Source organism: Streptomyces sp. NPDC048001, assembly GCF_043203115.1.
In the GTDB taxonomy this organism is placed as follows: domain Bacteria; phylum Actinomycetota; class Actinomycetes; order Streptomycetales; family Streptomycetaceae; genus Streptomyces; species Streptomyces sanyensis.
Window position 1 is genome coordinate 128245 of the sequence record NZ_JBIDBN010000001.1, and the last position, 23945, is coordinate 152189.

At 74.9% G+C, this 23945-nt stretch carries 22 protein-coding genes and 1 pseudogene; 10 read left to right on the plus strand and 13 right to left on the minus strand.

Annotated elements, in window-relative coordinates; all coding sequences use genetic code 11:
- Nucleotides 1-3: 3 nt before the first annotated feature.
- The 3 genes from ACGF15_RS00575 to ACGF15_RS00585 all read right to left on the minus strand — a co-directional run bounded on the left by ACGF15_RS00575 (nucleotide 4) and on the right by ACGF15_RS00585 (nucleotide 1551).
- A complete protein-coding gene (locus ACGF15_RS00575) occupies nucleotides 4-384 on the minus strand; it encodes a hypothetical protein (RefSeq protein WP_345608337.1) in 381 nt (126 codons plus the stop codon).
- A 304-nt stretch (nucleotides 385-688) separates the two neighbouring features.
- Nucleotides 689-958: a hypothetical protein gene (locus tag ACGF15_RS00580; protein ID WP_392796438.1), complete on the minus strand. Its 270-nt coding sequence runs from the start codon at nucleotides 956-958 to the stop codon at nucleotides 689-691.
- A complete protein-coding gene (locus ACGF15_RS00585) occupies nucleotides 955-1551 on the minus strand; it encodes an RHS repeat domain-containing protein (RefSeq protein WP_392796439.1) in 597 nt (198 codons plus the stop codon). The genes ACGF15_RS00580 and ACGF15_RS00585 overlap by 4 nt, the downstream gene beginning before the upstream one ends.
- A 425-nt stretch (nucleotides 1552-1976) precedes the next feature.
- Here ACGF15_RS00585 and ACGF15_RS00590 point away from each other — a divergent pair, with 425 nt between their 5' ends.
- Nucleotides 1977-3944, plus strand: a complete 1968-nt coding sequence (locus ACGF15_RS00590; protein ID WP_392796440.1) for a GNAT family N-acetyltransferase — start codon at nucleotides 1977-1979, stop codon at nucleotides 3942-3944.
- A 78-nt stretch (nucleotides 3945-4022) separates the two neighbouring features.
- Here ACGF15_RS00590 and ACGF15_RS00595 read toward each other — a convergent pair whose 3' ends face one another.
- The gene (locus ACGF15_RS00595) at nucleotides 4023-4832 is read right to left on the minus strand and encodes a LytTR family DNA-binding domain-containing protein (RefSeq protein ID WP_345608345.1); all 810 of its coding nucleotides are present in this window, start codon (nucleotides 4830-4832) and stop codon (nucleotides 4023-4025) included.
- Nucleotides 4833-5001: 169 nt separating this feature from the next.
- Between ACGF15_RS00595 and ACGF15_RS00600 the strand changes: the two genes are divergently transcribed.
- From ACGF15_RS00600 to ACGF15_RS00615, 4 genes are all read left to right on the plus strand, one after another.
- On the plus strand, nucleotides 5002-5676 hold the full coding sequence (locus ACGF15_RS00600) for an anti-sigma factor family protein (RefSeq protein WP_392796441.1): 675 nt from the start codon (nucleotides 5002-5004) through the stop codon (nucleotides 5674-5676).
- A 129-nt stretch (nucleotides 5677-5805) separates the two neighbouring features.
- Entirely contained in the window at nucleotides 5806-6288 is a 483-nt protein-coding gene (locus tag ACGF15_RS00605) for a transposase domain-containing protein (RefSeq protein WP_392796872.1), read from the plus strand.
- Entirely contained in the window at nucleotides 6203-6874 is a 672-nt protein-coding gene (locus tag ACGF15_RS00610) for a transposase (RefSeq protein ID WP_392796442.1), read from the plus strand. The genes ACGF15_RS00605 and ACGF15_RS00610 overlap by 86 nt, the downstream gene beginning before the upstream one ends.
- The gene (locus ACGF15_RS00615; RefSeq protein WP_392796443.1) at nucleotides 6871-7071 is read left to right on the plus strand and encodes a hypothetical protein; all 201 of its coding nucleotides are present in this window, start codon (nucleotides 6871-6873) and stop codon (nucleotides 7069-7071) included. The genes ACGF15_RS00610 and ACGF15_RS00615 overlap by 4 nt, the downstream gene beginning before the upstream one ends.
- A 199-nt stretch (nucleotides 7072-7270) precedes the next feature.
- Here the strand turns inward: ACGF15_RS00615 and ACGF15_RS00620 are convergent, their stop codons facing one another.
- Genes ACGF15_RS00620 through ACGF15_RS00630 form a run of 3 tightly spaced genes read right to left on the minus strand, consistent with a single transcriptional unit; the run spans nucleotide 7271 to nucleotide 11373 of the window.
- Entirely contained in the window at nucleotides 7271-8131 is an 861-nt protein-coding gene (locus ACGF15_RS00620) for an Fpg/Nei family DNA glycosylase (protein WP_392796444.1), read from the minus strand.
- 54 nt (nucleotides 8132-8185) lie between these two features.
- Nucleotides 8186-10258 (minus strand): SpoIIE family protein phosphatase, encoded by a 2073-nt coding sequence (locus ACGF15_RS00625; RefSeq protein WP_392796445.1) that lies wholly within the window; start codon nucleotides 10256-10258, stop codon nucleotides 8186-8188.
- A 59-nt stretch (nucleotides 10259-10317) separates the two neighbouring features.
- A complete protein-coding gene (locus ACGF15_RS00630; RefSeq protein ID WP_392796446.1) occupies nucleotides 10318-11373 on the minus strand; it encodes a DUF6777 domain-containing protein in 1056 nt (351 codons plus the stop codon).
- 221 nt (nucleotides 11374-11594) lie between these two features.
- On the opposite strand from ACGF15_RS00630, the gene ACGF15_RS00635 reads away from it, so the two are divergent.
- The 3 genes from ACGF15_RS00635 (at nucleotide 11595) to ACGF15_RS00645 (ending at nucleotide 14393) form a co-directional block, all read left to right on the plus strand.
- Nucleotides 11595-12413 carry a YndJ family protein gene (locus ACGF15_RS00635; protein ID WP_392796447.1) on the plus strand — a complete coding sequence of 273 codons (819 nt, stop codon included), beginning with the start codon at nucleotides 11595-11597 and terminating at the stop codon, nucleotides 12411-12413.
- Nucleotides 12410-12928: a DUF1990 domain-containing protein gene (locus ACGF15_RS00640; RefSeq protein ID WP_362611801.1), complete on the plus strand. Its 519-nt coding sequence runs from the start codon at nucleotides 12410-12412 to the stop codon at nucleotides 12926-12928. Before ACGF15_RS00635 ends, ACGF15_RS00640 begins: the two co-directional genes overlap by 4 nt.
- A 61-nt stretch (nucleotides 12929-12989) precedes the next feature.
- The gene (locus tag ACGF15_RS00645; protein WP_392796448.1) at nucleotides 12990-14393 is read left to right on the plus strand and encodes a lipase maturation factor family protein; all 1404 of its coding nucleotides are present in this window, start codon (nucleotides 12990-12992) and stop codon (nucleotides 14391-14393) included.
- A gap of 84 nt (nucleotides 14394-14477) precedes the next feature.
- Here ACGF15_RS00645 and ACGF15_RS00650 read toward each other — a convergent pair whose 3' ends face one another.
- Together ACGF15_RS00650 and ACGF15_RS00655 are read right to left on the minus strand one after the other, a co-directional pair.
- A complete protein-coding gene (locus ACGF15_RS00650) occupies nucleotides 14478-14648 on the minus strand; it encodes a hypothetical protein (protein WP_360652958.1) in 171 nt (56 codons plus the stop codon).
- A 321-nt stretch (nucleotides 14649-14969) separates the two neighbouring features.
- Nucleotides 14970-16436, minus strand: a complete 1467-nt coding sequence (locus tag ACGF15_RS00655) for an SDR family NAD(P)-dependent oxidoreductase (RefSeq protein ID WP_345608361.1) — start codon at nucleotides 16434-16436, stop codon at nucleotides 14970-14972.
- A 785-nt stretch (nucleotides 16437-17221) separates the two neighbouring features.
- Between ACGF15_RS00655 and ACGF15_RS00660 the strand changes: the two genes are divergently transcribed.
- Nucleotides 17222-18262, plus strand: a complete 1041-nt coding sequence (locus tag ACGF15_RS00660; RefSeq protein WP_392796449.1) for a DMT family transporter — start codon at nucleotides 17222-17224, stop codon at nucleotides 18260-18262.
- Here the strand turns inward: ACGF15_RS00660 and ACGF15_RS00665 are convergent.
- Nucleotides 18143-19429, minus strand: a complete 1287-nt coding sequence (locus tag ACGF15_RS00665) for a transglycosylase family protein (protein WP_392796450.1) — start codon at nucleotides 19427-19429, stop codon at nucleotides 18143-18145. The genes ACGF15_RS00660 and ACGF15_RS00665 overlap by 120 nt on opposite strands.
- Before the next feature lie 405 nt (nucleotides 19430-19834).
- On the opposite strand from ACGF15_RS00665, the gene gndA reads away from it, so the two are divergent.
- Nucleotides 19835-21277: an NADP-dependent phosphogluconate dehydrogenase gene (gene gndA, locus ACGF15_RS00670; protein ID WP_392796451.1), complete on the plus strand. Its 1443-nt coding sequence runs from the start codon at nucleotides 19835-19837 to the stop codon at nucleotides 21275-21277.
- Nucleotides 21278-21664: 387 nt separating this feature from the next.
- Here the strand turns inward: gndA and ACGF15_RS00675 are convergent, their stop codons facing one another.
- The 3 genes and pseudogenes from ACGF15_RS00675 to ACGF15_RS00685 form a co-directional block, all read right to left on the minus strand.
- Nucleotides 21665-22312 carry an aspartate/glutamate racemase family protein gene (locus tag ACGF15_RS00675; protein WP_392796873.1) on the minus strand — a complete coding sequence of 216 codons (648 nt, stop codon included), beginning with the start codon at nucleotides 22310-22312 and terminating at the stop codon, nucleotides 21665-21667.
- A gap of 100 nt (nucleotides 22313-22412) precedes the next feature.
- Nucleotides 22413-22829, minus strand: a complete 417-nt coding sequence (panD, locus tag ACGF15_RS00680; protein ID WP_345608369.1) for an aspartate 1-decarboxylase — start codon at nucleotides 22827-22829, stop codon at nucleotides 22413-22415.
- A gap of 814 nt (nucleotides 22830-23643) precedes the next feature.
- A pseudogene (locus ACGF15_RS00685) lies at nucleotides 23644-23881 on the minus strand (restriction endonuclease); the annotation flags it as partial.
- Nucleotides 23882-23945 lie beyond the last annotated feature (64 nt).

The following is a 23945-nucleotide window of genomic DNA, read 5'->3' on the forward strand; positions in this document are numbered from 1 at the left end:
GGGTCAGCGGCCCTCGACGAGGCGGACGAAGTCCCGCTCGTTGCGCTCGGCCCGCCGCACGTACCAGCGGGCGGTCAGCCACATCACCGGGTAGACGCCGAAGCCGAGAGCGGCCCAGACGAACGGCGCGGGCGAGCCGGGCCACCCGCCGAGCACGCCGGGCAGGGCGAACAGCAGCGGCAGGCTGCCGACCAGCAGGACCAGCACGCCGAGCGCGCGCAGCGCCGCCCGGAGCTGACTGCGCATCAGGGAGCGCACATAGGTGGTGCCGAGGGTGGTGTGCTCGCTGATCTCGGAGCGGGCCGGGGCGTGCCCGGGGCGGCGGCGGGCGGCGCGGGGCACACCGGTGACCACCTCGCGGCGGGGGGTGTGCTCTGGGGACATCGGTGTCCGCTCCAGCGTCGGGTCGCAGGTCTTCGCGGGTCGGGGGTCGGGGTGGGGTCGGGGCGGAGGGCAGGGGTGCGCCGGGGCCCGGCCGGAGCGGGCGGACCCGGAGCAGGGAGTCTACGCAGGGGCGATCAACGGCGGTAGAGACGCGGGGGTCCGCGTGCGGAGGTGATGGGAGGGGAAGCGACGCCTGTGGTGCGGAGTCCGGCGGGCCGGCAGGACCGCGTACGACGGGGCCCCGCCGCGAGCACGCTCGCGGCGGGGCCCGAAGCCGGGGCGGCTCAGCCGCTCGGCGCGCGGATCACCAGGGGGGACAGGGGTACCCCGAGGCCCACCTGGGTTCGAAGAACTCCTCCCGGAAGACCTCCAGGGAGGCCCTCAGCAGGGGGATGTCGATCTCCGGCCGGATGTAGCTCAGCCGCGCCGCCTCGTCGTCCATCCGGAACTCCAGCAGCGTCCCCCCGGACGCACCATCACCCGCCTCCACGACTTCCATGGCCTCGAAGTCGTTGTGGTCACTCAGGACGATCAGCGCGAAGTAGTCGCGCCCTTGTACGGAGAAACGTCTCACAGGAACCCCCCGAACTGCACTCGTCCGCCTCTCATGCTCCATCGTGCGCCACGCCCCGTCGCGCTGCTGCAGTCGACGATGCCGTCGTAGCCGCCGGCCTCCTTGACCGCCTCCTTGGCGACGTGGATGACCATGTCCGTCTTGGACTGCTTCTTCAGCCACCTCGCCCGCTCCACGTCCTTCTTGCTGACGGTGGGCGTCGGCTCGGACGGGGCCGGCGGCATGCCGCCGGAAAGTGAGGCGACAGCCTTCTTGTACAGCTTCATCGCCTGGATGACGAGTTGGGGGATGCCCCAGAACGCGCCCGAGGGGTCGCTGAACGTCACCGGGCTGTTGTTGGCGTACGCGTACGGGTTCATCGTCTGCGACTCGGCCATGTCCATCTTCGGGTCGACCGAGATGAACCGTCCGAGCGCGGGGTCGTACTCCCGTGCGCCGAGATGGGTGAGCCCGGTGGACTCGTCCATCGTGCCGCCCACGAAGCCCTGCTCGCCGGGCCACATCGGCGGCTTCTCGCCGCGCTGCTCGCCGAACGGGGCACCCGGGACGGCCGGCGCGCGGCCCCGGGAGGCGGGGGTGCGCCGCGCGAGCACGGCGCCCGTACACCGTCGGAGAAGGGCCGCACCGTGTCGACGGCCCGTCCCGGCAGGCGCGCACGGGGCGGCGGTGCCGTGCCGCCGCCCGACCGGGTGCGGCCGTGCCCCGGGCACGGGGACCCGGGGCACGCGCGGCCCGCCGGGCGGCCGCCGCCGGAGGCTCACCCCTCGGGGGCGAGTACGCAGGCGGCGATCAGGGCAGCCACACTCCGACCCGGGACGCGCCGGGACGCGCCGACGACCGGAGGACGAGCTGCCCACGTACGAACGCACAGGGTGCGGAGCGGACCCGTCCCGCGCACGGCACCCGGGCCCGGGCGGTTCCGGGCACTCCCTTGAGAAGCTGCGGGGCCGGGTGCCTGCCGCACCGGCCGGGCTGCCCCTCCGCTCCACCACCCGGCCCGCGAAAGAAAGGTGACGATGTGGCGCTCTCCCTCCCCTCCGTCCGTGCAATCGCACAGGCGTACCTCTCCCGGCACCCCGAGGAGCGCCGGTCCTTAGCCGGGCTCCTCGCCCACCTGGCCGCCCCGGCCGGGACCACCGAGCCCTGCGGCCCGCGGAGCCGCCGTGCCCACCTCGCACCCGTCACCTGCACGGCCGTCGTCGTCGACCGCGACCGCCGGGTCCTGCACACCCTCCGCGGCGGTACGCCGCGCCTGCCCGCACCGTGCGTCCCCGTCGAGGCGGCCGACCGGCACCTGCCGGACGCGGCACTGCGCGGGCTCTCGGCCGAGACCGGCATCCTGCCCGGGGACCTGTGCCTGACGCCCCGGCGGCTCCGGGAACCGCTGGACATCGCCGTCCACGACGTCGACGCCGACCCGGGGACGGGCGAACCCGCCCGCCGCCACTACGACTTCCGGTTCCTGTTCCCCTTGGTGACCGGCTGCTCCGTGCACCGGGCGCCGCCGGAGGCCGCCGGAGGGGGCGCCCGGTGGCTCCTCCCGTCCGAGGTGGCCTGCCCCTCGCTTCGGGCGAAGCTCCCCACCACCGGCACCGGGGGGCGCCGTGCGCATGCGCCGCCGGAGGCGCCTGTCGCCGCACGCCCCGCCCGCGAGGGCCGCGACCACTCCCCGGCACAGGTGCGCGACGCCCGGCCGACCCCCGCGGAGCACGGGGTTCCGCCTCTGCGGCTCGGAGACGCCCGGCCGCGGCGCCGAGCCGACGGTCCCCTGCACCCGGTCGCCGCCCAGGGGACGGCGCACCCGGCACCGGGCTCCCCGGTGCCCGCCCCCGTCGGGAGGAGCGCAGCCGCCGACGCGGGGGGCGTGGCGGTCCCGCTGCCCGTCGGCCGCGGGCGCCGCCCCGGCTCCGGCCCCGGCTCCGGCTCCGCGGACAGCGAGGGCGCCGGACGGCACCGGCCCTCCACCGCCGTCGCGCCGGACCGGGTACGGCCCGGCGGGCGGGGCGGCGTCCGGCCCGCCGTTCCCGAGGACGCCGAGGCGATCGTCCGGATGCGCTCGGCGCACATCCTGGCGGAGCCCCTGAGCGAGGAGTGGATCCGGCGGTGCGCGAACGAACTGGCGCCGCGCCTGGGCCCGGCGGGCGATGCGCGGGCCTTCGTCCTCGACGCACCGGACGGTGCGCTGGCCGCCTGCGCCCTCGGCCTGGTCCACTCCGCCCTGCCGACACCCGACCGCCCCCGGGGCCTGGCCGCCCGGCTGCACATCGTGGCCACGCGCCCGGACCTGAGACGCCGGGGCTGCGCACGCGCCGTGGTGTCCGCACTCGTGGACCATCTCGCCGAGAAGGAGCACGTCACCCGGTTCGAGGTCGACGCCAGCGTCGAGGCGGCCCCGCTCTACCGGGAGCTGGGCTTCACGGGGAGCCCGGTGTCGATGCGGATGACCCGCCCCGAACCACCGGCAGCCGACGGTGCCCCCGGGCGCGGCAGCGGCTGGCTGCCGCCGGAGCGGTACGCCGAGACGGTGCTGAAGGCCACCGCCTTCGCCTGCGTCTACTACACCGACGAGGACGACCGGCCGCTCCAGCTGCACTCCGTCTACTCGCCCGCCCACCCGTGGCAGTTGGTCGGCGGGACGATGGACCCGGGCGAGCGGCCCTGGGAGACGGCCGTGCGCGAGTGCCGGGAGGAGACCGGCCTCACCCCGCCGTCCCCTCCCCGGCTGCTGGCCACCGTCTACGGCCTGCCCGGGGCCGGCTGGCCCTACAGCAGCCTGGGCACGGTCTTCGACGGCGGACGGCTCACCCCGGCGCAGATCCGGGGCATCGTCCTGGACCCTCGGGAGCACGACGAGGCGCGGGTCCTGCCCCTGGCCGCATGGCGGGCCCTGATGCCGCCCGGGGACTTCGCCCGCCTGAGCGCGGTGGAGAGGGCCCGGCGGACGGGCGAGGCGGCGTACTTCGGCACCTGGGACTGGGAGGAGTGAGCCGTCACCCGGCTGCGGGGCACCCGGCGGTCCGGCCCCCGGGCGCGGACGGCGGCGATGCCGCCCGCGCCCGGGCGGTCAGGCGCCGCGGCCCTGGGAGGTCCTGGCGCGGGGCAGCATCAGCAGGTCGCGCAGCTGGCGTGCGTGGCGGCGGCTGACGGCCAGTTCGGCGCTGCCGACGCGCACGGTCGTGGCACCGGCGTCCAGGCGCAGTTCGTCGATCCGCGCGAGGGCGACCAGGTGGCTGCGGTGGATGCGGACGAAGCCCCGGGAGGCCCAGCGCTCCTCCAGGGTGGACAGCGGGATGCGCACCAGATGGCTCCCGTCCGCCGTGTGCAGGCGGGCGTAGTCGCCCTGGGCCTCCACATAGGAGATGTCGTCGACGGGGACGAAGCGGGTGACCCCGCCGAGTTCCACCGCGATCTGGTCGCCGCCCGGCCCGGGGACGACCGCCGGGGCACCGCCCCTCCGCACGGCGCCTGCCGACTCCCGCTGGGCGGCCACCAGTTCGCCCACCCGGCGGACCGCCTCGGCCAGGCGCTCGCGGCGCACCGGTTTCAGCACGTAGTCGACGGCCTTGAGGTCGAAGGCCTGCACGGCGAAGCCCTCGTGGGCGGTCACGAAGACGATCTGCGGCGGGCGGGCGAATCCTGCCAGCAGTCTCGCCACGTCGAGGCCGGTCAGTCCGGCCATGTGGATGTCGAGGAACACCACGTCGACGGACTCCTCGCCGTCCGGTCCCGCCTCCAGTGCCCGGCCGATCCGCCGCAGGGCCTCGGTGGCGTCGGTGGCACCCTCGGCGGTGCGCACCCGCGGGTCCGCCCGCAGGAGGTAGAGCAGTTCCTCCAGTGCCGGTCTCTCGTCGTCGACGGCCAGTACGCGCAGCATGGAGCGGAGTGTAGGGCCTGCGGCGCGGGGGCGGCGGTCCGCGCCGCAGCGCGGGGCCGAGCGGAGGCACGGGACTCGTGTGCACGACGCCGCCGGGGCATTGAGCAGGGGCCGGGGTCGCTGCGTATAGCAGAGTGACCGGCCGTAACACCAGGAATCGAGGATCGCCATGACCCGCCAGGAGCCGCACCGCGATGTGGCCGCCTACGCGCTGGGCGTCCTGGAACCCGGGGACGCGATCCGCTTCGAGGAGCATCTCGCCGGGTGCATGCGGTGCACCGTGCACCTGTCGGACTTCACCGCCATGGCGGAGGCCCTGCGTGAGCTGGCCGAGCCCGGAGGGCTGCCCACCGCGCCCTCACCCGAGCTGCTGGACCGGCTCACCGGGCGGGTGCGGGCGCAGCGGCGCAGGGCCGGGCGGCGTCGGTGGGTCATGGGCGCCGCCGCCGCGGCGCTGGTCGTGGCGCTCCCCGTGGGCGTGGTCGCCGTCCACGGGCCGGGCGCACCGGCCGCGCCGGTGCAGCGGGTGGCGGCCTCCGACCCGGTCTCGGGGGTGCGGGCCTCGGTGGCGCTGGCGGACCACGGCTGGGGCACCTCGGTGGCGATGCGGCTCAGCGACCTGCCCGGCCCCCGGACCTGCCGGCTGGTCGCCGTGGGCACCGACGGCGCCGAGTACCCCGTGCTCAGCTGGTGGGTGCCGGAGTCGGGCTACGGAATCGACGGCGCCTCCGGCGACGCCGGGCCGCTGGAGATCGCCGGGGGCACGATGCTGCGCTCGGCGGAGATCGGGCGGTGGGAGGTCCGGGGCGAGAACGGGGAGCGCCTGCTGTCGATCGGCGGCTGATCCCGGCGGGCTGGGTGGAGCAGGCCGCACACCGGGGCAGGAGCCGCGGCGCGGCGGGCGCCCGGTGTCCCGGGGGGCGGTGCAGGCCAATGCAGTTGCCTGTGAGCTGTGCGGGGCGTTGCCCTGGGTGTGACGGGGTGGGGAGCGGGGCAGCGGGCTCGGATCGGGATCCTGACGAAGGTGTTCACCGCCGAGCTGGTCGACGCGGCGACAGCCAAGCACGAGCGAGCCGAGCGGCGGCGCCGTCTCCTACCGGCGCGGCTGGTCGTGTACTTCGTCCTGGCCCTGTGTCTGTTCGCCCGGGAGTCGTACGAGGAGGTGCTGCGCGTGCTGACCAGCGGTATACCGGGCAGCCGGGCCCTGGCCAGGGTGAACCGATCGTCGTTGTGCCGGGCCCGGTCGCGGCTCGGCGAGGACGTCCAACCACCTCGGCACCCTCCAGGAGGAGCTTCCCGACGGCTCGTCCCTGTCGATGGCACGTCCGGGCAAGGACGTCCGGCTCCGGGCGGCCCGGGAATGCCGGATCTTGCCCAAGCACACGCTCTACCGCGTCATCACCTTGACGAAGGACGACAAGGTGGCCTTCCTCGGCACGCCCCTGCTGGACCCTGAGCGGTACCCGGCGGCCGAGTTCGTCGCGCTCTACCGGGAACGCTGGGAGATCGAGCGGGCCTTCGACGAGATCAAGAATCGCCTCGGCCCCGGTGGGCCGATCCGGTCCCGCACGACGGAAGGCGTCCGGCAGGAGCTGTGGGCCTACCTCGCCGTCCATCACGCGAACCGCCGGCTCGCTCACGCCGCAGCCCTCGCCGGCCCGGCCGTGGACGCGGACCGGGTCTCCTGCCTCAGGTGCGTCCGCATCGTCCGCCGAAGCGTTCCGTCCCGGCTCGGAGCCACGATGGCCAAGCTCACTCGCTCCCTCACCGAGGCCGGGCAGGAAGCGCGCAGCCGCTTGCTCCCAGCCCGCCGGAACCGGAACTGCCCACGGGCGATCAAGAAGCCCAACCGGTGGCCGGTGCTGCGGACCCGAGCCAAACGGGTTCGGCCGAGCCAGGCCGCTGGGCCCACAGCCAGACCAAGAAGACCACGTCCCACCGGCGGGCGGGGAGACCCATGCTCACTACCAGGCGCTGACCGCCGTTCCGCCGTCCATGGACAGAGTAACCACTGCCCAGGCTGTGACGTTGATGAGTCGTGATCAAGAAGACTTGCCTGGCCGCGACCCTGGTCGCCGCTGCTCTCCTGGTACCGGCGACGTCGGCAGCTGCCGCCCCGCCCGACCATCTCGACTGGCTCGAATCGACCCGGGCCGACCCCATCGGCTTCGTCAACTGGAAGCTCGAACTCCCCATCCCAGCCCACTATGCACCGAGCCCGAAGCCCCTCGTGAGGTGAGCCCCAGCGCACATGCCCGACCCGCCGGCGGCTGGCGGGTCGGGCATGTGCGCAACGGAACGACCTCCGTGGTACTGCGTCGAGGTTCGCCGCCAACCTGTCATGGCCGCCTCACAGGCCGGGCGCTCACGCCCTCCCCGGACCCGTCACGGCCCCAAAGCAACTGCATCGGGCGGTGCAGGCCCCCGGGGCCCGGCGGTCACTTCAGCAGGCGGGAGAGCCTGCGGTCGGCCAGCGGCCTCCCGCCGGTCTGGCAGGTCGGGCAGTACTGGAGCGAGGAGTCGCTGAACGACACCTCCCGGACCGTGTCCCCGCAGACGGGGCACGGCTGCCCGGTGCGCCCGTGGACGCGCATGCCGCTCTTCTTCTCCGCCTTCAGCCGGCCCGCCGCGGTGCCCCGGGAGCGGGCGACGGCCTCGCCGAGGGTGGAGCGCAGGCAGGCGTGGAGGGTGCGCAGCTCGTCCTCGTCCAGGTTCTGCACCGGCTTGAACGGCGACATCCGGGCCGCGTGGAGGATCTCGTCGCTGTAGGCGTTGCCGATCCCGGCGATCAGCGTCTGGTCGCGCAGGGCCCCCTTGATCCTCCGGCGCTCCCCCGCGAGCAGTGCGGTGAAGGCCGCCAGGTCGAAGGAGCCGGCGAGCGGGTCGGGCCCCAGGTCGGCGATCGCCGGGACCTCCCCGGGGCTCCGGACGAGGTGGACGGCCACCCTCTTGGTGGTGCCCGCCTCGGTGAGGTCGAAGCCGCTGCCGTCGTCGAGGACGACCCGCAGCGCCAGCGGCCCGCGGCCCGGACGCGGGGGCGCCTCGGGCACCCGGTCCTGCCAGCGCACCCATCCCGCCCGGGCGAGGTGGACCACCAGATGGAGTTCCCCCGCGGTGATGTCCAGCCACTTGCCGTGGCGGTCCACGGCCGTGACCGGTGCCCCCTCGATCGCCCGGAGTGGCGGGTCGTAGGTCTTGAGCACGCTGACGGCGGCGGGGAGGGCGCGGGCGACGGACCGTCCGGCCAGGTGCGCGTCGAGGAAGCCGCGCAGCGCCTCCACCTCGGGCAGTTCGGGCATGCCTCCACCCTGCCGCACGGCGGTGGGCGGCGCGAGGCGCGGGCGGGGCGGGGCTCAGCGGTGGTCGCGCTCCGGGACGGCGAACTCGCACCACACGCACTTGCCGCTGCCGCGCGACTCCACGCCCCAGGTGTCGGACAGCCGGTCGACGAGCATCAGCCCGCGCCCCGAGACCCCGGAGTCCCCCGCCTCCCTGCGCCGCGGCAGGGCGCTGGAGCGGTCCTCCACCTCCACCCGGAGCAGGCGCCGGGGGCCGGCCAGCACCCGCACGGTCACGATCGCGCCGCCGTCGGTGTGCATCAGGGCGTTGGTGACGAGTTCGTCCGCGGCCAGCTCGATCTCGTCGGCCCGCTCCCTCGCCCCCCAGGCCCGTACCGCGGCGCGGACCATGTGCCGGGCCGAGCGCAGCGCCTCGGGGTCGTTCTGGGCCACGTGCTGCTGGAGGCGTCCGCCCGCCTGCGGGGCGAAGGTGCCCTTGCGGCGCAGGAGCAGCAGGGCCACGTCGTCGTCCCCGCCGCGCTCGTCCACCACCTCGCAGAGCCGGTCGGCGAGCAGTTGCAGGTCGCGGGGGCCGTCGTGGACGAGGGCGGCGAGCAGGCGCATCCCGTCGTCGAGGTCGGCGCCGGGCTGCTCGACCAGGCCGTCGGTGTAGAGCAGCAGGGTCTGGCCGGGGTCGAGTTCGACGGTGGTGACCGGGTACTCCAGGCGGCGGAACTCCGCGGAGAGCCCGAGCGGGAGCCCGCCCTGGACGGGCAGTCTGCGGGGGCTGCCGTCCTGGTCGCGGACGAGCGGGTCGACGTGCCCGGCGCGCACCAGCTGGACGACGCCCGTGGTCAGGTCCACCTCGGCGTAGGTGCAGGTGGCGAAGCGGTCGGTGTCCAGCTCGTGGAGGAAGACGGAGGCCCGGGCCATCACCGTGGCCGGGGTGTGGCCCTCGGCGGCGTAGGCCCGCAGCACGATCCGCAGCTGGCCCATGACCGCGGCCGCGTGGGTGTCGTGCCCCTGGACGTCGCCGATCACGGCGCCGACGCGGCCTCCGGGCAGGGGGATGACGTCGTACCAGTCGCCGCCGATGTCGCGCCCGAGCCGTGCCGAGCGGTAGCGCACCGCGATCTGCGCACCGGCGACCTCGGGGATGCGGCGGGGCAGCATCGCCTGCTGGAGGCCCTCGGCGAGATCGTGCTCCTGCTCGTAGAGGACGGCGCGCTGGAGGCTCTGCGCGATGCTGCTGCCGAGGGCGACCAGGAGGTTGCGCTCGTCGGAGGTGAAGCCCTCCTTGTCGCGGTAGAGCAGGCCGAGCGCACCGATGGGGCGGGCCTGGGCGATGAGCGGGAGGTAGGCGGCGGCCGACACGCCCAGGCCCTTGATGTGCGGCCACAGGACCGGGTAGGAGGCGGCGAAGTCCTCCGCCGACTCGATGAAGCGGGGGGCGAGGGTCCGCACCACCTCGCTCATCGGGTACTGCTCGTCGACCCGGGTCCACCGGGTGCCGGGGACGAAGGACTCCTCCGGCCCCTCGGCGACCAGGTGGATCCGCCCGGACTCCAGGAGGCCCATCACCAGGCTGGTCGCCCCGAGGTGCTCCAGCCCCTGGGAGCCGCGGAGCAGGGCGATGACGTCCTCGACGGTGCGGGCGTGCGCGAGGGCGGCGGTGGTGGACTCCACGACGCTGGTCTGGCGGCGGCGGTCGGCGTCGAGGCCCATGCGCGCGGCGGAGTCGGCGAGTTCCTGGGTGGCGTCGCGGACGATGCCCGTGATCCGCACCGGGCGGCCGCTCGCGTCGCGCCGGACGCGGGCCTGGGTGTGGGTCCAGCGCAGGCTCCCGTCCTTGCGGCGGACGCGGAAGTAGGCGCCGTAGTGCTCGGCCCCGCGCTTGAGCGCCTGGGTGACGAGGGTGTCCAGGCGGACGGCCTCGTCCGCGGGCACCCGGGAGGCGAGATCGTCGGGCCGGCCGTCGAACTCCTCGGGACGCAGGTCGAACAGGGCCAGGCCGACGGGGTCGAGGTGCAGGAGACCGCTGCCCAGGTCCCAGTCGAAGGTGCCCATGCGAGTGAGACTCAGCGTCGTCTCCGCGCGTGCCGGCCAGTCGTCGGGAAGCGACAGGGCACCCGCTGCCCGATCAGCCATGCAGCCACTCTGCCATCATTTGCCGCTTCCCACGACCGGATCCGTGCTCCCCGGGCGGGTCACCCCGGGGAGTACTCGGAGGCGTAGGGGTCGGAGGCGGGCGGAAGCGGGACGTCCGGGAGGACGGGTGGGGCGTCGGGGCCGTCCGGCAGCGGTTCCGGGGCCGGAGCGGCGTCCGGCTGCGGCGGCGGGACGTCGGCGGGAGGGAGGGGGTCGTACGCGGGCACGTCGGGGAGCGGGGCCTCGGGGGCCTGCCCGGCCGGCGCGGAGCCGGTGTCGCCCGAGGTCGCGGGCGCCTGGCCGGCCCCGGCGCCGGGCCCGGCGAGGGCGGGGTCGGCGAACACCTCCTCGGCGGCCACCGGCGGCAGCACCTCCGGCCGGGCGTCCTCCTCGCCCCCCGTGCCCGAGGGCCGCTCGATCCAGCTGCCGTCGGCGGTGCTCACGAGGAGCAGGCTGCTGACGACCTGCTCGGCGGGTTTGACGACGATCGCCTGGTCGGGGCGGTAGCGGTCCCAGGGCCGGCCGCGCGGGACGACGGCGCGCTCGGCGGGCACGGGCGGCCCCAGGGGGCTCGCGTCGGCGCAGCGCACGCGGGGGGCGCCGAAGTGGTCCACGAGCACGGCCGTCCCCGCCTGCAGGACGGCCTGGTGGGCGCGGTTGCCGCCGTCGGCGAGGCGGTGTCCGGTGATCCGGGTGTCGGCCCGCAGGACGACCGGTGTCAGCCCGCGCAGGAAGGCGGCGACGTCGCCGTGCTCGATCTCCGCCGCGGTGGCGAACGCACGGCCCTCGGCCCGGTCGGCGGACAGGTGGCGCGTCAGGGCGGGGACGTCGCAGCTCGCCCGCTCGGGCAGGCCGCCGTACAGGCCGGGGGCGGCGCCGGACAGCGTCCGCAGGGTGGTGCCCCCTCCGGAGGGGCTGGCGGGGGCGGCGGTGACGGCGGGCGGGGCGAAGGCGGGCGCGGGGACCGCGGCCGAGGGGGCGTAGGCGCCCGCGCCGCGGGCGCTGGTCGGCTGGAGGAGCAGCTCCTCCGGTCCGGGCGGGGCGTCCGTGCCACCGCAACCGGCGGCGAGGAGTCCCACACACGCCGTGGCGGCCGCCACGGACAGTCGCTGCATCGGTGCGCGCACCTCGTTCTCCCTCAGCTCTGCGTCCCTCGCTCCGCCTGCGGCGGACGGCGGGCCTCCCGCCCGCGGACCGGTTCCCGGCCGGGCGGACCGTCCGCACCCTCAAGTTCTGACGGATCTTCAGCCCAGACGCGACTTGAACGCGTTCAATCCACCCCGTAAGCTCACCGCCGGGACGAACTTGAACACGTTCAACAGGGGGGTGGGGTGCCGTGTCGGTGCTGGTCAACCTGATCGTGATGCTCGGCATGCTGGTCGTGGTGCCGACCGGGCTCCGCCTGATGGCGCCGCGCCCGCCGACCGCCATTCGGCGGGCATGGCCGCTGTGCGCCCTGACCGGATCCGCCGCGCTGTGGCTGCCCCGGGGCACCACGGCGGTGGCGCTCGCCGGGGTCTACGCGGCGGGGACCCTGGCCCTCGCGGCCGAGGCACCCCGGCGGCTGCGGCGGATCCGGTCGGCCGCGCCGGCCGAACTCGCCGTGCTCACCGCTCTGCTCTCGCCCTGCGTGGCAGCGCTCGCCCTGGTGGCCGAGCGAGGGGGCCACCGGCTCTTCGGCTTCGACCTGGAGATCCTCGCCCTGACCGTGCCCCACTTCCACTACGCGGGCTTCGCCGCGGCGCTCGTCGCGGGCCTGGTGTGCACCGCCGCGGGCGGCCCGCTCGGGCGGTTCGCCGCGCTCAGCGTGCCCGCGGGCACCCTGCTCGTGCTCGTCGGCTACTTCCTCGGCGACGCCGCCGAACTCGTCGGGGCCGTGGTCCTGACCGCCGGCATGTGGGCAGTCGCCCTGGTGACCTGGCGCGACGTACGCAGCCGCGCCCGCGAGGCACCCACCCGCCTGCTGCTCGCCCTCTCCGCGGGGGTCCTGGTGGCCACCATGCTGCTCGCCCTGAGCTGGGCGCTCGGCGAGGCCACCGGGCTTCCGCACCCCGATCTGGCCTGGATGGCCGCAACCCACGGGCTCGGCAACGCACTGGGCTTCGCGCTCTGCTCGGTGCTCGCCTGGAGACGACTGAAGGAGACACCCTCATGACCACGCCCCCCTCCGCACTCAGCTACCCCGAGGTCGGCGCGACCCGCGGCGCGCCCCTGCCGCGCGGCTACCGGCACCTGCACGTCGCCGAGCGGATCGGCCACGGCCGCGCCGTCTTCGAGGCCGCGGGAGCGGCGGTCACGGGCTGGGAGATGCACCGCGCCTCCGGGGCGCGGGTGGAAGCCGCGGCGCCCCGGGCGGAGCCCGGCGTCCGGGTGCGGATCTCGGTGGGTGCCGGCCGGCTGCGGCTCACCGCCCCGTGCGAGGTGGTCTGGGCCGCGGACGGGCCCGACCGCACGGGCTTCGCCTACGGGACCGAGGCCGGCCACCCCGAGTGCGGGGAGGAGGCCTTCCTGGTGGAGCTGCGCGAGGACGGGGAGGTGTGGTTCACGGTCCGGGCCTTCAGCCGCCCCGCCGCCTGGTACACCCGTCTCGCGGGGCCCGCGGTACCGCTCGCGCAGCGCCTCTACGCCCGGCGGCTGGCGGGGGCGCTGCGCCGGGCGGCGGCCGCCTGAGGGGGGTGCGCTCCGCGGGCCGCTGCGCGGGGAGTCCTCCGCGGCCGCGATACTGGAGGCGATGCAGTGGTTCGGCGACGACGCCTACTGGTTGAGCCGGCTGGTGTTCCAGCGGGCCCTGGCCGTGGTGTACCTGGTCGCCTTCCTCTCCGCCGCCCTGCAGTTCCGGGCGCTCATCGGAGAGCGCGGGATGCTCCCGGTCCCCGCGCATCTGCGGCGGGTGCCCGCGCGGGCCGCGCCGAGCCTCTTCCGGCTCCGCTACAGCGACCGGCTGTTCGCGTGCACGGCCTGGTGCGGGGTGCTGCTCGCCGCCGCGCTCGCGGCCGGGGCCGCGGACCGTCTGCCGCTCGCCGTCGCCATGGCCTGGTGGGCCGCCCTCTGGGCGCTCTACCTGTCGATCGTCAACGTCGGCCAGACCTGGTACGGCTTCGGCTGGGAGTCGCTGCTGCTGGAGGCCGGTTTCCTGGCGATCCTGCTGGGCAACGAGCGCACCTCCCCTCCGGTGGTGGTCCTGTGGCTGCTGCGCTGGCTGCTCTTCCGGGTCGAGTTCGGCGCAGGGCTGATCAAGCTGCGGGGGGACCGCTGCTGGCGGGACCTGACCTGCCTGGACTACCACCACGAGACCCAGCCGATGCCCGGGCCGCTCAGCTGGTGGTTCCACCGACTGCCCCGGCCGCTGCACCGGGCGGAGACGGCGGCCAACCACGCGGTCCAGCTGGGGGTGCCGTTCCTGCTGTTCGCCCCGCAACCGGTGGCGAGCGCGGCCGCCGGACTGATCGTGGTCACCCAGCTGTGGCTGGTGCTGTCGGGCAACTTCGCCTGGCTGAACTGGCTGACGATCGTGCTCGCGCTCCCGGCGGTGGACGCCTCCCCGCTGGCCGCGCGGAGCCTGCCGGACGCGCCCCCCTGGTACCAGGCCGTCGTGCTGGCCGTCGCGGCGGTCCTGCTCGCCCTGAGCTACCGGCCCGCCCGCAACCTGCTCTCGCGGCACCAGGCCATGAACCGGTCCTACGACCCCCTGCACCTGGTCAACTCCTACGGTGCCTTCGGCAGCGTGAGCCGGGTGCGCTACGAGGTGGTGGTGGAGGGGACGGACGAGGCGGTGGCCGGCGAGGGGACGGTCTGGCGCGCGTACGGCTTCAAGGGCAAACCGGGGGACGTGCACCGCAGGCCGCGCCAGTACGCCCCGTACCATCTGCGACTGGACTGGATGATGTGGTTCGCGGCCCTCTCCCCCGCCTATGCCGCGCCCTGGTTCCCGGCGTTCGTCGAACGGCTGCTGCGGGGCGACCGCGACACCCTGCGGCTGCTCGCCCGCAACCCCTTCCCGGACGCGCCTCCCGTGCAGGTCCGGGCCCTGCTGTACCGCTACCGCTACACCACACGCGCCGAACGGCGCGAGACCGGGGCCTGGTGGCACCGCACACCGGTGCGGCAGTTCCTGCCGCCCACGCGGCTGCGCTGAGGGCGGGGCGGACCCGGGGCACACCCGTGCCCCCCGCCCGGGTGGGCGGGGGGCACGGCGGCGCAGTGCGGGTCGTCGTCCGGCTCAGTCGATGCCTTGCAGGATGTGCGGCTCGGCGAGGTCCTCCTCGTACCCGGCGAGCCTGATCGGAGCCGAGCGGGCCCACACCTCGAGACTGCCCAGTTCCTCGGTCTTGCCCGGCCTCTGGCCGCCGCGATCAGGCGGCCTCGTCTCATGCTTCACATCTGGTGTCACCGCGCACTCCTCTGTGTCGCGAAGGGGAACAGGTCCGGTTGGGTCGCGGTGGCGCAGTCAACACGTGCGGGACCGCGGCCGGGTTGAGGACCTGTCCCTGGACGGCCGAGGGGGATTGGTGGATCCCTTGGGGGCCGCCCATTCCCCACAGACTAACCAAATGAGCGGCCCCATGCTCGATGGGGCCCCATTCTCTGTCATCTTCAGGCCAACGACCCCCTCCAAATGGACAACGGCCGGCGCGCCTGCTGGCGCACCGGCCGTGAAGGGACCGAAAGAATGCCGACTATCCGATAAGAGGAGAATGCCCGGAAGGCCCGATCACCACTTGGACGGGGCGTAGTCCTTCAGGAAGCATCCGAACAGGTCCTCGCCCTCCTCGCCCCGCACGATCGGGTCGTAGACGCGGGCGGCGCCGTCGACCAGGTCCAGCGGTGCATGGAAACCGGCCTCCGCCAGCCGCATCTTGTCGGGATGCGGACGCTCGTCCGTGATCCAGCCGGTGTCCACGGCGGTCATCAGGATGCGGTCCGATTCGAACATCTCCTGGGCGCTGGTGCGGGTGAGCATGTTCAGCGCCGCCTTGGCCATATTGGTGTGCGGATGGCCCGCCCCCTTGTAGCCGCGGCTGAAGACCCCTTCCATGGCCGAGACGTTCACCACGTACTTGCGGCGCCCCGGGGCCGCGGCCATGGCCGGGCGCAGGCGGCTGATCAGGATGAACGGCGCGGTGGAGTTGCAGAGCTGCACCTCCAGCAGCTCGACCGGGTCGACCTCGGAGACCGTCTGGATCCAGCTGTTGCTGGCGTGGAGGTCCGGCACCAGACCGCCCGCGTCGATCGCGGTGCCCGCCTCGATCCGCGCGGGCGCGGCCGAACCGCCGACCAGGGCGAGTTCGGTGACCTGCTGGGCGCCGAGCGCCTCGCCCCGGGCCGAGGGCAGGGCCGCCACCGTGTCGACGGCACCGCTGCCGAAGGTTCCGATCACCTCGGACGCTGGCAGCTCACCCGCCGGAAGGGGCGCCGACTCGGCCGCCACCAGCTCGCGGTACGCCCCCGGCGAGCGGCGGACCGTCTGGGCCGCGTTGTTGATCAGGATGTCCAGCGGACCGGCGGCGGCGACCGAGTCGGCCAGGGCGACGACCTGTGCGGGGTCGCGGAGGTCGATGCCCACGACCTTGAGGCGGTGGATCCACGCGTCACTGTCCGGCATGGCCTTGAACCGGCGGATCGCGTCCTTGGGGAAGCGCGTGGTGATCGTGGTGTGGGCGCCGTCGCGCAGCAGGCGCAAGGCGATGTACATGCCGATCTTGGCGCGGCCGCCGGTGAGCAGCGCACGCTTGCCGGTCAGATCGGCACGCGCGTCGCGACTGGAGCGGTTCCGGGCGGCGCACTCCTGGCAGAGCTGGTGGTAGAAGGCGTCGACCTCGACATAGCGGGTCTTGCAGATGTAGCAGGAGCGCGGGCGCCGGAGTATGCCCGCGATGTCGCCGGCGGCCGTGGAGCTGGGCAGCAGCCCCTGGGTCTCGTCGTCGATGCGGTCGGCGCTGCCGGTGGCGGTCGCCTCGGTCACCGCCCGGTCGTGCGCCGTCTTCGCCGCGCGCCGCTCCTGGCGGCGGCGCTGCTTCACCGTGCGGTAGACACCGGCGGTGGCCCGGCGCACCGCGACGGCGTCGGGGTGGTCGACCTCCAGCCGGTCGAGCTCCTCGAGCACGCTCAGGCAGACGGCCAGCCGCTCCGGGTCGATACCCGGGCCGTGGGCCACGGGGCTGTCCTCTGTCAGGGTCATCGCCTTCGCTGTTCCTCGGTCACTCGAATGCCGTCGGCATGTCCAAAAGCGCGATTTTAGCGAGGGGGCGGGCCCCCTCCAAATGGCGTCCGTCACGGCCGGGCCGGCGCGGGCGCAGGCGCGGGTGCGGGCGCGGACGCGGACGCGGGGAACCGTGGCACCCGGGCCCGGAGACCGGTCCTCCCCCGGACGTCCGGCCCGGGCTGGCCGAAACACGCAGGGCAGATGGCCGGTCGATTGGTACAGACCTCTCACGGAAGGTAATCGCTTACCCACAGGTGCCCCTTGACCTGCGGGGAGAGGGCCGAGCACAGCGGAAGCGGCGGCGCAGTCGTTTCCCGCCAGTTGTCACCGAGTCCACACATTCGAGGACCGCGGCGTTCCACCATGGAGCGCGTACCGGCCACTGCGCAGGGGAGTGGGGCATGCCGGATGGGGGTCCGGCATGCCCCACCGGGGGAGGACGCGGGTCGGCCGCCGTGCGGACGGCGCCCGGCGGCCGACCCGCTGACGCCCCGGGGCCCCTCCGCCCCCCGGCGCCGGGGCCGTGGGCGGGCTCCGCCGGGGCCTTCGCCGCCGGGCGCGCGGCAGGCAGGGGCGAACCGGATACTGGGGGATGAAGTGCACACCCCGCAGCGGGCCTCTCCCCCGGGGTGGACCGACCCCTCCGGTCGTGCCCGTCGAAGAGCCCACCCGCCGACTCCTCCCGTACTACTGCGGCAGTACGGGAGAGTGCGTGCTCAGGAATGACGACGTGAACGCGGAAGGGGGACAGGGTGGTGGCCATGAGTTCCCTCGCGCTGTCCGTACTCCTCGCGCTGGCCTCCGTGATCGCCTACGCCGCCGGGGCGATCCTCCAGGAGTACGTCGCCTCCACGGCGCCCTCCCGGGCCTACGCCCCGGTGGACCGGCCGGGCTGGTGGGCCGCCGTGGCCCTCAACGGCACGGGAGCGGCGCTGCACGTCGCGGCCCTCGCCTACGGGCCGCTGAGCGTGGTGCAGCCGCTGGGGGCGCTCACCCTCGTCTTCGCTCTGCCGATGGCCGCGCTCTTCGTCCACCGCGGGGCGGGGGCGCGGGCCTGGCGGGGCGCGCTCCTGGCAACGGCCGGACTGGCGGGGCTCCTCGCCCTCACCGACGGCGGCACGGGCGTCACCCCGGGGAGCGGGGAGCGCGCGGTGCTCGCGGCCACGGCCTTCGGCGCGGTGGCGCTGCTCTTCCTCGCCGCACACGGCGTGCACCGCCCCGTGCTGCGGGGCGTGCTGCTGGCCGCCGCCGCGGGGGTGTCGTTCGGGATAGCCTCCATCTTCACCAAGACCGTCGCGGAGGACTGGGCATGGAGCGCCCCGCTGCGGCACTGGCCCGCCCTGCTCGTGGTCGGCGTCCTCGCGGTGCTGGGGCTGCTGCTGTCCCAGGCCGCCTACCGCGGCTCGGGGCTGGCGGCCCCGCTGGCCACCGTGACCGTGGTCAACCCCGTCGCAGCGTCCGCGGTCGGCATCGCCCTCTTCGGCGAGGGCTTCCGGCACGGGGCCCTCGGGGCCGTGCTGGCGGTGGTCTGCGGAGCGGTCGCGGCGGCCGGGATCGTGCTGCTGACACGGGAGCGGCTCGGCGGCGACCGCCCGGGGCGGACGGGAGGGGGCCGCGCGGCGGGCGGCGGCCGCTCCCGGACGCCGGCCGCACCCGTGCGGGGCCCGGGCCGGAGGGCGGGGTCACACGCGGACGCCCCGGGACCTGAGGTAGGCGAGCGGGTCAACGTCGGAACCGAAGCCCGGGCCGGTACGGACCTCGAAGTGCAGGTGCGGTCCGGTGCTGTTGCCGGTGGATCCTGACCGGGCGATCCGCTGCCCGCCGGAGACCTGCTGGCCGGTGCGCACGTTGAGGGCCGACAGGTGGGCGTACTGGCTGAACCGGCCGTCGCGATGGCGGATGACGACCTCGTAGCCGTAGGCCCCGGCCCAGCCCGCGGAGACCACCGTGCCCGGCGAGACGGCCTTGACGGAGGTTCCGGTGGGGACCGGGAAGTCGACGCCGGTGTGGTAGCCCCGCGACCAGGAGCCTCCGGCCGTGCGGTAGGCGGTGGAGGGGCCTGCGGCCACCGGCGCGCTGTAGCCGCCGGCCTCGGGCGCGGGCTCGGCCTCGGTGGGGGCCTGCTGCTTCGGGGCGGGCTTCGGCGTCTGCTGCTTCGGGGCGGGCTCGGGGGCCTGCTGCTTCGGGGTCTCCTTCGGGGTCTGCTTCGGCTTCTGCGCGGGCGCCCGCTCGGGAGTCCCCTTCGGGGTCTGCCCGGCCGCCGGACGGTCCCCGGTCCGGGAGGCGGCGCTGTCCCGCGGCTTCGCCTCCGGCGCCGCGGACGGCGCGCGCAGCACCAGCCGCTGGCCGGGGAAGATGAGGTCCGGGTCCTCTCCGACGACCGTCCGGTTGTGCCGGTACAGGCCCTGCCAGCCGCCGCGCACGCGCTTCCGCTCGGCGATGCTCGACAGGGAGTCCCCGCGCGCCACCGTGTACCCCTCGCGCTGGGTGGGCACGGTGGTCGGCGAGGCCTGGGGAGCGGGAGCCGCCGGGCGGGCGGGGGCGGCCCGGGGGGCCGCGTGGGCGGTGGGAGCCGTGTCCGGGCCGTCGCCGCCGCGGGTGAGACCGGCCCGCTCCGAGCAGGTGGGCCAGGCACGCGGGCCCTGGCCCTCGAGGACCTTCTCCGCGACGGCGATCTGCTGGTCCCTGGTCGCCAGGTCGGCCCGGGGGGCGAACCGCGTGCCGCCGTACGCCTCCCAGGTGGACTGGGTGAACTGGAGTCCGCCGAAGTAGCCGTTGCCGGTGTTGATGCTCCAGTTGCCGCTCGACTCGCAGGCGGCGACCTTCTCCCACGTGTCGGCCGAGGCGGCGCCCGCGGCCCCCGCGGCGATGAGCGGGAGCGCCATGCCGGCCCCCCCGGCGGTGACGGTGAGCGACGCTCTGTTCAGGCGACTCGGCTGGTATCGGCGGTGCCGTCCGGTTCCGGCCATGGTGTGTTCCCCCATTACCCGTACGCACGCATGCAGGTCATGCCGCAAGCGGCAAACGTAGGGCGGTGGAACGGAGCGTCACAAGCGATTCGGCCGAGAGTGACCGAATACCGCCGTCCTCGGCCGACAGGTCACGTACGGTGCCCGTTCCGCGCCCCGGGGAGCGCCCCGGCGGGGTAAGGGCGCGCCGGGGGGTGCGGCCGCGGGAGGGCGCCGCCGAGGGAGCGGGCCCGGGGCGCGACCTGACGGAAGCGGGCCCGGAACCGCTGCGTTTCCGGGGAACGGGATGCACTCTCCGGGCGGCGCACCGAAGATCGGTGAGTGGGCCGGACCGCCCTTACGTATGCACCGGCGCACGGCCGACCGGCCACCCTCAGGACTTCTTCGGCTTCCAGGAGCACACCGATGAACGGAACCGCCCAGATCGGCGTGACGGGCCTTGCGGTGATGGGCCGCAACCTCGCACGCAACTTCGCCCGCAACGGACTCACGGTGGCCGTCCACAACAGGACGGCCGCCCGGACCCGTGCACTGGTGGAGGAGTTCGGCGGCGAGGGCGCCTTCGTCGCCGCGGAGTCGGCACAGGACTTCGTCGCCGCGCTCGAACGCCCGCGCCGCCTGGTGATCATGGTGAAGGCCGGCGAGGCGACGGACGCCGTGATCGACGAGTTCGCCCCGCTGCTCGACGAGGGGGACGTGATCATCGACGGCGGCAACGCGCACTTCGAGGACACCCGGCGCCGGGAGCGACGGCTGCGGGAGCGCGGCATCCACTTCGTCGGCGTCGGGATCTCGGGGGGCGAGGAGGGCGCGCTGCACGGGCCGAGCATCATGCCCGGCGGCTCCGCGGAGTCCTATGCCTCCCTCGGCCCCCTCCTGGAGCGGATCGCGGCCACCGCCCCGGACGGGACGCCCTGCGTCACGCACGTCGGCCCGGACGGCGCCGGGCACTTCGTCAAGATGGTCCACAACGGCATCGAGTACGCCGACATGCAGCTGATCGCGGAGGCCTACCACCTGCTGCGCGCGGTGGCGGGCTACTCCCCCGCCCGTATCGCGGAGACCTTCCGCACCTGGAACACCGGTCGGCTGGACTCCTATCTGATCGAGATCACCGCCGAGGTCCTCGCCCAGGTGGACGCCGCGACCGGGCTGCCCTTCGTGGACGTGGTGGCGGACCGGGCGGAGCAGAAGGGCACCGGGCGCTGGACCGTGCAGATCGCCCTGGACCTCGGCGTTCCGGTGTCGGGGATCGCCGAGGCGGTGTTCGCCCGGTCGCTGTCGGGCCACGCCGCACTGCGCGAGGCCTCCCGCGGGCTGCCGGGCCCGTCCGCGGAGCCGCTCGGCGAGGAGGAGGCGGACCGGTTCGCCGCCCGGGTCGAGCAGGCCCTCTACGCCTCCAAGATCGTCTCGTACACCCAGGGCTTCCACCAGGTGCAGGCGGGGAGCGAGGCCCACGGCTGGGGCGTCGACTCCGGTGCGGTCGCCTCGCTCTGGCGGGCCGGGTGCATCATCCGGGCGGCCTTCCTGGACCGCATCCGCGGCGCGTTCGAGGCGCAGCCGGACCTGCCGAGCCTGCTGTCGGACAAGCAGTTCGCGGAGGAGATCGGCGCCGCGCAGGACGACTGGCGGAAGGTGGTGGCGGCGGCGGCACGCAAGGGCGTGCCGACGCCCGGTTTCTCCGCCGCGCTGGCCTACTACGACGCCCTGCGGTCCGAGCGGCTCCCGGCGGCCCTCACCCAGGGGCAGCGCGACTTCTTCGGTGCGCACACCTACCGGCGGACCGACCGCGAGGGGGCCTTCCACACCCTCTGGGGCGGTGACCGCTCCGAGGTCGCGGCGGACTGACCGCACGGCCGGGCGGGCGCCTTCGCGGAGGCCGGGCCCGCTGTGCTCGGGGCCCGCCGCGGGCGCCGCGCCCGGACGCGCACCGCCGCGGGCCGGTCGGGTGGGGCCGGGCCGGTCAGGCCGGGCCGGGCTGCGGTTCCGGGGGCGGGACCGGCTCGGGGGACGGACCCGGCGGCTGCGGGACCGGGTCGGGGGACGGTCCGGGCACCGGCGACGGCGCGGGGACGGGATGCGGCAGCGGGCCGGGGTCCGGCGGCGGGCCCGGCGTCGGCGTGGGCACCGGCGGGGCGGGGTCGGGGTACGGGTGGGTCATGCCGTGCCTCCAGAGGACGTCGTGCGTCGTTCCCAATGTCCACCGGCTCGGGTTCCCACGCGCGCCGGATCCAGTCACGGCCGTGCGGACGACGGGCCGGCGGCTCCGGAGGCGGCCCGCGCCGCGGCCCGCAGCCCGGACGCGGGGCTGCTCAGCACCGGCAGCGCCGTACGGGCCCGCTCCGCCGCGTCCGCCATCGACGCCTGCGCCAGCAGGACGGCGTCGGCGTCGCGCACCGCGTCGACGGCGCGGGCGACCGCGTCCAGGTAGCCCTCCCGGTCACCGGAGGCGAACCGGTGCCACGCCCCGGGGACGAGATGGGTGCGCAGCCGGGGGTCGGTACGGCTGCGGGCCGCCTCCTCCCTGATGAGCGCCACCGTGGGCCCCACCGTGGCGGCGAGCGCGGCGACGACCGCGACCCGCTCCAGCCGGGCGGCAGCGGCCGCCATGGGCCGGTCCACGCGGAGCACGGGCACGCCGGCCCGTGCGGCCGCCGCCTCGGCGACCGCGCCGAGCGTGGAGCAGGTGCACAGCACCGCCCGGGCGCCGCCCGCCGCGGCGGCGGCGACAGCGCCTGCGACCGGCCCCGTCCCCTCGTTCCGGGCCCGGGCCAGCAGGTCCTCGCGCACCAGGTGCCGCAGGGCCGTCCCGGGATGGTGCCGGTCGCGCAGCGCCTCGAAGACGGGGACATGGACCGGGGAGGTGTGCAGGAGGGCCAGCACGGCCGGGGTGATCACCGCGCCCGGCCGGGCGTCCGGGGCGACGGGGCCGCCCGCGGTGCGGTCCCGCCGCTCCACACGTCGCCGTGCGGACGGGGCCGGTTCAGACGGCCGCGTGGGGGTTGCGGACCGTGTCCGAGCCGGGAACCGGCTCGGCCGCGTCCGACCCCAGGGCGACGATCCGGTTCGCGGCGTCGACGTGCACGACGCTCGGCACGAACGAGCGGGCCTCGGCGTCGTCGACCTGGGCGTAGCTGATGAGGATCACCAGGTCACCGGGGTGCACGAGATGGGCGGCGGCCCCGTTGATGCCGATCACCCCGCTGCCGCGTTCACCCTCGATGACATAGGTCTCGAGGCGGGCACCGTTGGTGATGTCCACAATGTGCACCAGCTCCCCCGGGAGCAGGTCCGCGGCGTCCATCAGATCCCGGTCGACGGTGACCGATCCCACATAGTGCAGGTCGGCCTGGGTGACGGTGGCACGGTGGATCTTGGACTTGAACAGAGTACGCAGCACTTGGGACTCCTCGAGGACGGCTCCCTGCCTGCTTTGTGCAGGTCAGGGGCGTTGTTCACTGTACACCGGCACTCGTCGGACCCGAAGACGCCAAAGAACATCGACTTCACTCGGGCATGAAGGCTCCTCGCCGGCGCTTCCATGGAGTCCAGGCCGCTACGCCATCGCCGACCGGGCACCCGCTCAAACCCCTGTCTCGGAACGGACGAGGACTCATGCTGACCGGATGCTGACTGACCTGAGGATGCGCCAGGCAGGCACGCCGTTGAGCACGGACATCCTCTGCATCGACCTGGAAGCCGTTCAACGAACCCGGCATCCTGGGGCTTCATCCGGTCCCACAGCACGCGTGGTCCCCCAGCCCGCGGCAACCACCCCTGTCGTGAAGGGCATCCCTGCGATGGGCACACCGGGCAGACGTACGCCCTGCTCCCACCCCACCCGCCGCCACCGCGTTCCCGCCCGGCGGCTCACGCGCTCCGTGCAACGGGCCGGGCGCCTGCTGTGCTGGAGCCTCGCCGCCGGCATGACCACCGCCGCCCTCGGCCCCCTCATCACACCCGAAGCAGCCTGGTGGCACATGCTGTGGCCCCTGCCCTGGTCACCTCACCTGCGCAACTGTCCCGCTCTGGGCCACCCTCCGCGCCCACGAGAAAGCCGCGCACCAACAAGCGCCTGAGGAAGACGACGGCGTCCACGAGTCGGACCAAGCCGCCTGACCCGACGACACCTCCCCCACCCGCTGCTCATCCCTCAGCGACCGCAGCGTCCGTTCCCCGGCGTCAGGCGGAGTGGAGATCGTGGGCGGGACCGCCGCGCTGCGGCCGTCGTGCTTCGGCAGAGCGGCGGCGTGGTGTTGGACGTCGGCGGCGAGGGCGCGGGCGTGCCCGGTGAGCTGGAGGGCGATCTGCTCGTAGTCGGCGGGGCGTGAGGTTCGGGTTTTGCCATGCGAGGACGGCGGTGACGAGCGCCTCGTACGGGGCGCGGTCCAGCGGCAGTTCGGCGTCGACCAGGCCGTGCTGGTCGTGGAGCACGGTGTAGGTGTCGCTCACCGGCGCCTCACCGCGCGTTACCAGGCCCTCATGCGGTCCTCCAGTGCCTGGAGGACCTTACGGG